The organism is Streptomyces sp. NPDC059853 (assembly GCF_042731495.1).
Classification (GTDB): Bacteria; Actinomycetota; Actinomycetes; order Streptomycetales; family Streptomycetaceae; genus Streptomyces.
The window spans coordinates 1-8,911 of record NZ_JBHWJL010000223.1; the positions used below are offsets into that span (position 1 = coordinate 1).

Genomic DNA, 8,911 nt, shown 5'->3' on the forward strand with positions numbered 1-8,911 from the left:
CAGTGCTGGGGCTGCCCGCGGCCTCGCCGGGGTCGGCCGCCCCGTGCAGCGCGCTGCCGGCCAGCCACTCCTCCCAGGAGAGGTTCCAGTCGCCGAAGCCGTTGCCGAACGGCGCCATTTCCTCGCCGTAACCGTTGATGTGTTCGACGATGTCACCCGGGCGTACCGTCTCGAAGAACCACTGCGCGTTGGCGTCACTCATTCCGGTGCATCCGTGGCTCACGTTGGCGCTGCCCTGGGAGCCGACCGACCAGGGCGCGGCGTGCACGTACTCGCCGCTCCAGGTGAGGCGGGTGGCCCAGGAGACATCGAGGTCGTAGGACTCGGAGCTGCCGGCCGGGATGCCGATGCTGGTGCCGGTCATCCGGACGTTCCGCTCCTGGCCGAGCACGACCTTCTTGCCGTTGCGGGTGGCGAAGCCCTCCTTGCCGGTGGTGATCGGGATGGTGCGCAGTTCCTCGCCGTTGCGGGTGACCGTCATCCAGTGGCCGCTGATGTCGGCGAGGGCCTCCACCCGGTCGCCGATGCTCAGCTGGAGCTCCTGGGCCGCTCCGCCGCGCAGTCCGTCCCGGATGTGGAGACCGGCCAGCTCCGAGCGGACGGTGACGCTCGACCCTGCGGGCCAGTAGTCCTTGGGGCGGTAGTGGAGCAGGGTGTCGTCCACCCAGTGCCAGGCCCCCTCGACCTGCGGCTCGGAGGCCACCACCAGGGCGCTCTCGACCACGGCGCGCTCGGCCGGGTCGGCGACCTCCTCGCTCAGTTCCGCGGTGAGCGGCTGGCCCACGCCGTAGGTACCGGCGGTGGGGCCGAGTTCGATCTCCAGCGGGTCGGCGGTGGAGTCGCCGGTGGTGAAGGTGTGGGTGCCCCGGCCCGGGCGCCCGCTGTCGTTCTCGGTGCTCACCTGAACGGTGTAGCTGGCCCCGGCGGCCAGCGGCGTGGTGCTGTGCCAGCTGCTGCCGTCCTCGGACAGCTGTCCGGTGATGGTGCGGCCGACCGCGTCGGTGGCCACCACGTCGGTGATGCGGCCGTCGGTGTCGGTACTGGTGATCTTCAGCGGGGCGTCCGGGTCCACGGCCGTGCTGCTGTCCCCGGCGGGGCCGAAGGAGAGCTGTTCCGTGGCGTCGTAGGGCGTGCCCGTGAGGGACTGGGAGCTGTCACTGCACGCGGTGACCCAGACCAACAGCGGGGCGAGTATCAGGGCGCAGCTGAGCGCCGTCCGGCGGGATGCGACCGCCCTGCTGGGCGCGCTGTCCGAGATGCCTCTTACGTGACCCATGGTCACAAAATACGAATAATACTCCGACAGGGCGCGCGGAGATCCCGCATTCGGGGGACCCACCGGTCGCGTCACACGCAGCCGGCCCCCGGGGGACGATCCCCGGGGGCCGGCTGCGGTACGGCGACGGTGCGCGGTGCGGTGCTACTGGTTCTGGTTCTCGCCCCGGTAGAACTCGAACACCCACAGCCACAGGCCGATCGCCAGCAGCGGCGCGGTGAAGAACGCCAGCCACCAGCCGAAGACCGGGCCCATGAAGGCCGTCAGACCACCGAGCGCCAGCACCAGCGGCGCCCAGCTGTGCGGGGCGAAGAAGCCCAGCTCGCCCGCGTCGTCCGCGACGTCGGCGTCCTTGCGGTCCTGGGCCCCGGTGTCCACCCGGCGGGCGGTGAAGACCAGGTAGAACCCGATCATCGCGGCCAGCGAGAAGGACAGGAACAGCGCGGTGGTACCGACCGGCTCCTTGGACCACAGCCCGTAGACGATGGCCGCGCCCAGCATGAACAGGGCGATACCGCTGAAGAGATAACCCTGGATCTTCACTTGGCATCTCCCTCGGACTCGTGTCGGCCCTCGGTCCCGCCGGTCACCGCGGCACGGGGATCGGTGTTCTCCAGGGCATCCAGGGCCGCCAGCTCCGGGTGGTGCAGGTCGAACGCCGGCGATTCGGAACGGATCTTCGGCAGGGTGAGGAAGTTGTGCCGCGGCGGCGGGGACGAGGTCGCCCACTCCAGGGAGCGGCCGTACCCCCACGGGTCGTCCGTGTTGACCGGCTCACCGTACTTCCACGTCTTCCAGACGTTGTAGAAGAACGGCAGCATCGACATGCCCAGCAGGAACGAGCTGATGGTCGAGATGGTGTTCAGCGCGGTGAAGCCGTCCGCGGCGAGATAGTCCGCGTACCGCCGCACCATGCCCTCGGTGCCCAGCCAGTGCTGCACCAGGAAGGTGCCGTGGAAGCCGATGAACAGCGTCCAGAAGGTGATCTTGCCGAGCCGCTCGTCCAGCATCTTGCCGGTCCACTTCGGCCACCAGAAGTGGAAGCCGGCGAACATCGCGAAGACGACCGTGCCGAAGACCACGTAGTGGAAGTGCGCCACCACGAAGTAGGTGTCCGAGACGTGGAAGTCCAGCGGCGGGGAGGCCAGGATGACGCCGGTCAGACCACCGAAGAGGAAGGTGACCAGGAAGCCGATCGACCACAGCATCGGGGTCTCGAAACTCAGTGACCCCTTCCACATGGTGCCGATCCAGTTGAAGAACTTCACCCCGGTCGGTACCGCGATCAGGAAGGTCATGAACGAGAAGAACGGCAGGAGTACCGCCCCCGTCACGTACATGTGGTGCGCCCACACCGTCACCGACAGACCGGCGATGGAAATGGTGGCGATGACCAGACCGATGTAACCGAAGATCGGCTTGCGGCTGAAGACCGGGATGATCTCCGAGATGATGCCGAAGAACGGCAGCGCGATGATGTACACCTCTGGATGGCCGAAGAACCAGAAGAGGTGTTGCCACAGAATCGAGCCGCCATTGGCCGGATTGAAGATTTGCGCTCCGAACACCCGGTCGGCGGCGAGCGCGAAGAGCGCGGCGGCCAGCACCGGGAAGGCCAGCAGCACCAGCACACCGGTGAGCAGCACGTTCCAGGTGAAGATCGGCATCCGGAACATCGTCATGCCGGGGGCGCGCATGCAGATGATCGTGGTGATGAAGTTGACCGCGCCCAGGATGGTGCCGAAGCCGGAGAAGGCCAGACCCATCACCCACATGTCGGCACCGATGCCCGGTGACCTGACCGCGTCCGACAGCGGTGAGTAGGCGAACCAGCCGAAGCTCGCCGCGCCCTGCGGGGTGAAGAAGCCCGCGACGACCAGCAGACCGCCGAACAGGTACAGCCAGTAGGCCAGCATGTTCAGCCGGGGGAAGGCCACATCCGGCGCGCCGATCTGGAGCGGCATGATCCAGTTGGCGAAACCGGCGAACAGCGGCGTCGCGAAGAGCAGCAGCATCACCGTGCCGTGCATGGTGAACAGCTGGTTGAACTGCTCCTTGGAGACCAGCTGCAGACCGGGACGGGCCAGCTCGGCGCGCATGATGAGCGCCATGACGCCGCCGATGATGAAGAAGATGAACGACGTCAGCAGGTACATCGTGCCGATCGTCTTGTGATCGGTGGTGGTGAGCCACTTGATCACGATGTTGCCGGGCTGTTTCCGGCGCACCGGCGGCACTGCCTTCGCGGCGCCGGCCTCCTGTGGGGTGTCAAGGATTGTCACGGCTGGTTCGTCTCCGCGTTAGTGGCGGCGTCCGTCTGCTCGATGCCCGCCGGGATGAAGCCCGTCTGGCCCTGTGCGGCCAGATCCTGGAGGTGCTGCTGGTACTCCTCGGGAGAGACGACCTTCACGTTGAAGAGCATCCGGGCGTGGGCCTCGCCGCACAGCTCGGCGCACTTGCCCATGAAGGTGCCCTGCTTGTTCGGGGTCACCTCGAAGCGGTTGGTGTGCCCGGGGATCGCGTCCTGCTTCATCAGGAACGGAACCACCCAGAAGGAGTGGTTGACGTCCCGCGAGGTGATGATGAACTGGACGGTCTCGCCCTCGGGCAGCCACAGGGTGGGGCCGGGGTTGCCGGTGTCCGGGTCGCGGTCGTCCAGCGCGCCCACGGTGTAGACCCCGTCCGCGTCCTCCGGTACCGCCTCCATGAAGCGGTCCGGGATGGAGTCCAGCTCCGGAGCGTTGTGGGCGAACTTCTGGGTCTCGGTCTCCTGGGAGAGGTGCCCGACCGGCTCCAGGTAGTTGAAGCCCCAGCTCCACTGGAAACCGACCACGTTGATCACGTGGTCCGGCTGGTCGGAGGTCTCCAGGAGCTTGGTCTGGTCACGTGCGGTGAAGTAGAAGAGGACCGAGACGATCACCAGCGGAACCAGCGTGTACAGCGCCTCGATGGGCAGGTTGTACCGGTTCTGCGGCGGCACTTCCACCTTGGTCCTGGACCGCCGGTGGAAGAAGGCACTCCACAGGATCAGCCCCCACACGATCACGCCCGTCACCAGTGCGGCGGCCCACGAGCCCTGCCACAGGGACAGAATGCGCGGCGCCTCCTCCGTCACCGGGGTGGGCATACCGAGACGGGGGAAGTCCTCGGATGTGCAACCTGTCGCGGTCGCCAGGACCAAGCCCGCGAGCAACGCCTGCGGCAGGATCCGCCGCACCGGGCGCCGCGACGAGCGGTCGGAGCCGTTGGGACTCACGTAGCGCCTTCCCGAGAGTCTCGCCCGCGGTAATACGGCCACTGCCTTCGCCCGGGGCGGGGGCACCGGCCCTGACACGGGCAGGGGTTTGGATGTTTATGCGGTGCAAACCCTACTGGACGCTATTTGAGGTCGTGCGGGGAGGGTGCCCAACCCGGCGCGCCGGTTCCCCCGGCCGCCGAGTACCGGGTCAGCGCCCCATTCTGACGCGGCGGGAGGGTGGCGCGCACACCTGTACGACACGGTGGCCGGTCGCCGTGCGTTGACGCGGTGGCGCTACGTTCGGACCGTGCCCTACTTCGACGCCGCCTCCTCCCTCCCCCTGCACCCGGTCGCCCGGCAGGCGCTGCTGGCCGCCCTCGACGACGGCTGGGCCGACCCGGGCCGCCCGCACCGCGAGGGCCGCCGGGCCCGGCTGCTGCTCGACGCGGCCCGCGAGGCGGCGGCGGAGGCGGCCGGCTGCCGCCCGGACGAACTGACGTTCACCGCCTCGGGGACCCGCGCCCTGCACACCGGCATCGCCGGCGCGCTGGCCGGACGGCGCCGGGTGAGCCGCCGGCTGCTCGTCTCCGCGGTCGAGCACTCGGCCGTCCTGCACGCGGCCGAGGCCCACGAGAGCGCGGGCGGCGAGGTCACCCGGCTGGCGGTGGACCGCACCGGCCGGCTGGAGACCGGCGGCCTGCGCGCCGCACTGGGCGACGGCGCCCCGGCCGCCCTCGTCTGCCTCCAGTCCGCCAACCACGAGGTGGGCACCACCCAGCCGGTCGCCGAGGCCGCCGAGCTGTGCTGGGCCGCCGGGGTCCCGCTGCTGGTGGACGCCGCCCAGTCGCTGCCCTGGGGACCGGTGGAGGGCGACTGGTCGCTGCTGGCGGCCAGCGCCCACAAGTGGGGCGGCCCGCCCGGCGTCGGCCTGCTCGTGGTCCGCAAGGGCGTACGGTTCGCTCCCCCGCCGCCCGTCGCGCCCGGCGCGCTGAACATCCCCGCCGTCGTCGCCGCCGCGGCCTCGCTGCGCGCGGTCCGCCAGGAGGCCGATCGGGAAGCCGCCCGGCTGGCCCCGCTGGTGGACCGGATCCGGGCCCGGGTGCCGGAACTCGTCGCGGACACCGAGGTCGTCGGCGACCCGGAGCGGCGGCTGCCGCACCTGGTCACCTTCTCCTGCCTGTACGCGGACGGCGAGGCCCTGCTGCACGCCCTGGACCGGGCCGGGTTCGCGGTCTCCTCCGGCTCCTCGTGCACCTCCTCCACCCTGACGCCCAGCCATGTGCTGCGCGCCATGGGTGTGCTGTCCGAGGGGAACGTACGGGTCTCGCTGCCGCCCGGGACGACCCGCGGCGAGGTCAACCGCTTCCTGGCCACCCTCCCCGAGGCCGTCGCCTCGGTCCGCGCCCAGCTGGCGCCCGCCGTCCGGCCCGTGGTGGAGACCGGGCCGGACGGGGTGACGGTGGACGCGCTGGGCAAGCGCTGCCCCGTCCCGGTCATCGAACTGGCCCAGGTGATCGGCACCGTGCCGGTCGGCGCGGTGGTCACCGTGCTGTCGGACGACGAGGCCGCCGGTCTCGACATCCCCGCCTGGTGCCACACCCACCACCAGTCCTATCTGGGCGAGGAGGCCGCCGACGGCGCGGCCCGGGCCTACCGGGTCCGCCGCGAGCGGTGAGGCGTGGGGCGGTGCGGGCGCGGCCTACAGCAGGTGCTCGCGCACCTCGGCCGCCGCGTCCTCGCCGTAGGTCTTGGTGAACCGGTCCATGAACGCGCCGCGCCGCAGCGTGTACTCCTGGGTGCCGACCGTCTCGATCACCAGCGTCGCCAGCATGCAGCCCACCTGCGCCGCGCGCTCCAGGGTGGCGCCCCAGGCGAGCCCCGCCAGGAAGCCGGCCCGGAAGGCGTCGCCGACACCGGTCGGGTCGGTCTTGGACTCCTCCTCCGGGCAGCCGACGAAGATGGTCTCCTCGCCCTCCCGGTCGATGCGCACACCGCGCGCGCCGAGCGTGGTGACCTGGGTGCCGACCTTGCTCAGCACCTCCTCGGCCGACCAGCCGGTCTTGGTCTCGATGAGCGCCTTCTCGTACTCGTTGTTGAAGAGGTACGCGGCGCCCTCGGTGAGGTTCTTGATGTTCTCGCCGTCCATCCGCGCCAGCTGCTGCGAGTAGTCCGCGGCGAACGGGATGCCCCGGGTGCGGCACTCCTCGGTGTGCCGCAGCATGGCCTCCGGGTCGTCCGCGCCGATGTGCACCAGGTCGAGGTCGCCCACCCGGGCGGCCACGGCCGCCAGTTCGATCAGCCGGGCCTCGCTCATGGCCCCGGTGTAGAAGGAGCCGATCTGGTTGTGGTCGGCGTCCGTGGTGCACACGAAGCGGGCGGTGTGCAGCACCTCGGAGATCCGCACGGCGGAGGTGTCCACGCCGTGCCGGTCCAGCCAGGCCCGGTACTCGTCGAAGTCGGCGCCGGCCGCGCCCACCAGGATCGGGCGGGCGCCCAGCTGCCCCATGCCGAAGCAGATGTTGGCGCCGACGCCGCCGCGCCGTACCTCCAGGGCGTCCACGAGGAAGGAGAGCGAGACGGTGTGCAGCTGGTCCCCCACCAGCTGGTCGGCGAACCGGCCGGGGAAGGTCATCAGATGGTCATGGGCGATGGAGCCGGAGACGGCGATGCGCACGGTGGGCTGCTCCCGGTGAGGCACGACTACACGGATACGGGCCCGTCCAGGCTACCCGCGGCCCCAGGAACCCGGTCGGGGGTCGTTCCGTCCCAGTGGTGAAGGGCGATGAGAGGAGCGGGACCATGACGCAGGAGACGGATGTGGTCGTCCCGGACGGGGAGCCGCCCCGCGCGGAGCGACCGCGCTGGCTGACGGTCACCGCCGGCGCGCTGGGGGTGGCCCTGCTGGCCGGGGGCCTGTTCGGGGCGCAGGCGGTCCTCGGCCGGGACGGCGGCGGCGACGCGCGCGCCGAGGCGGGCGGCGAGGGGACCGTCGAGCCGGGCTCCCCGGAGCTGCCCGAACCGGGTCGGGAGGCCGGGGACTGGCCGGGCCCGTGGGACGGGGCGCCGCTGCCCGCCGCCGGGCCGCTGCCGGAGGGTCCGGGCAGCGCCGAGGTGTACGGGTTCGGCGCGGGTACGGGCGAGGCGCGGGTCGCCGGACTCGCCGCGCTGCTGGGCGTGGAGGGCGAGCCCCGGCTCGACGAGGGCAGCTGGTGGAGCGTCGCGGGACCGGACGCGGACGGGCCCTCCCTGTCCGTGACCGAGGAGACCGGCCGCTGGTACTACCAGAGCGGTCCGTACGACCTGTACACGCAGGAGATGCCGTACGACCCGGACGAGGCGGTGAGCAGCGACGGCGCTCCCGCGGAGCCGGCGGAGCCGGCGCTGTCCGAGGAGGAGGCGCTGGCGGCCGCCGCGGGTCTGGTGGAGGCGCTCGGGCTGGCGGACGCCCCGGTGGAGAGCGTGGAGTTCGGCGACGGCAACCGGACGCTGGTCTTCCCGCGCGAGGTGGACGGGCTGCGGGCGTACGGCCTGGAGACCGAGATCGCGGTCGGGCCGGAGGGCTCCGTCGTGACCGCCTCCGGCGCGCTGAGTGACCCGGAGGTCGTCGGCGAGCAGGACATGCTGGGTGCCCAGGAGCTCCTGGACCAGCGCAACGCGGAGCTGCCCCCGGTCCAGGAGCTGCCCCGGATGGAGCCGGACCCGGCGGACTGCCCGATGCTGGAGCCGGAGGTCCTGCCCGAGACGATGCCCGAGTCGTACCCCGGGGAGATGCCGCCCGTGGACGGCGATCCGGCGGGCGAGGACACCGCTCCGGTGGAGCCGGTGTGCGCCATGGTCGGGGAGCCCGGTGTGATCACGGGGCCCGGCGCGGTGTCCGCCGAGGTGACCGGGGCGGAGCAGGCGCTCATGCAGTGGCTGTGGGCCGACGCCGGTCCCGAGCTGCTGGTGCCCGCCTGGTCCTACACGATCGTCCTGGGCGACGGCACCGAGACCACGCTTCAGCTCCCGGCGGTGGAGTACGACGCGGCGTACGCCCAGCGCTCGGGTGACGGCGCGGGCGGGACGGACAGCGGCCCCGGCACCGAGCCGGCGCACCCGGACGGCGGCGGGGAGCCCGGCACGGCCGGGACGAGCGTCGAGCCGTACGCGCCCGGGGACACCACCTTGGAGCTGACCTACTGGACCGGGGTGTGTGCCGAGTACCGGCTGGTCGCCGAGGAGTCGGCGGACGAGGTGCGGGTGCTGGTCGAGGAGGTACCGGGCGACGCGAACGAGGCGTGCGTCATGGTGGCCCAGGAGCAGACCGGCGAACTGGGTCTCGACTCCCCCATCGGTGACCGGACGCTGGTCGACGCGTGGGGCGAGGAGATCCCGGTGAGCTGACCGGCGGCCCGCCC

7 protein-coding genes are annotated in these 8,911 nt (G+C 71.3%); 2 read left to right on the forward strand and 5 right to left on the reverse strand.

From position 1 onward, the window contains the following. From ACFV5N_RS20465 to coxB, 4 genes are all read right to left on the reverse strand, one after another. Positions 1–1,276 (reverse strand): Ig-like domain-containing protein (locus ACFV5N_RS20465; protein WP_385601718.1); only part of this gene is annotated, 1,276 nt, incomplete at its 3' end. A 144-nt stretch (positions 1,277–1,420) separates the two neighbouring features. Next, the gene (locus ACFV5N_RS20470; protein ID WP_375064937.1) at positions 1,421–1,819 is read right to left on the reverse strand and encodes a cytochrome c oxidase subunit 4; all 399 of its coding nucleotides are present in this window, start codon (positions 1,817–1,819) and stop codon (positions 1,421–1,423) included. Then, the gene (gene ctaD / locus ACFV5N_RS20475; protein ID WP_385601722.1) at positions 1,816–3,558 is read right to left on the reverse strand and encodes a cytochrome c oxidase subunit I; all 1,743 of its coding nucleotides are present in this window, start codon (positions 3,556–3,558) and stop codon (positions 1,816–1,818) included. The genes ACFV5N_RS20470 and ctaD overlap by 4 nt, the downstream gene beginning before the upstream one ends. Beyond that, positions 3,555–4,532, reverse strand: coding sequence for a cytochrome c oxidase subunit II (gene coxB, locus ACFV5N_RS20480; protein WP_385601725.1), 978 nt, complete (start codon positions 4,530–4,532; stop codon positions 3,555–3,557). Before coxB ends, ctaD begins: the two co-directional genes overlap by 4 nt. Positions 4,533–4,821: 289 nt before the next feature. On the opposite strand from coxB, the gene ACFV5N_RS20485 reads away from it, so the two are divergent. Continuing rightward, the gene (locus ACFV5N_RS20485) at positions 4,822–6,189 is read left to right on the forward strand and encodes a cysteine desulfurase/sulfurtransferase TusA family protein (RefSeq protein WP_385601727.1); all 1,368 of its coding nucleotides are present in this window, start codon (positions 4,822–4,824) and stop codon (positions 6,187–6,189) included. Between the two features lie 24 nt (positions 6,190–6,213). On the opposite strand, the gene ACFV5N_RS20490 is transcribed toward ACFV5N_RS20485, so the two are convergent. Continuing rightward, positions 6,214–7,188, reverse strand: coding sequence for a carbohydrate kinase family protein (locus tag ACFV5N_RS20490; protein ID WP_385601732.1), 975 nt, complete (start codon positions 7,186–7,188; stop codon positions 6,214–6,216). Positions 7,189–7,313: 125 nt separating this feature from the next. Here ACFV5N_RS20490 and ACFV5N_RS20495 point away from each other — a divergent pair, with 125 nt between their 5' ends. Then, positions 7,314–8,897 carry a hypothetical protein gene (locus tag ACFV5N_RS20495; protein WP_385601730.1) on the forward strand — a complete coding sequence of 528 codons (1,584 nt, stop codon included), beginning with the start codon at positions 7,314–7,316 and terminating at the stop codon, positions 8,895–8,897. Positions 8,898–8,911: the final 14 nt, after the last annotated feature.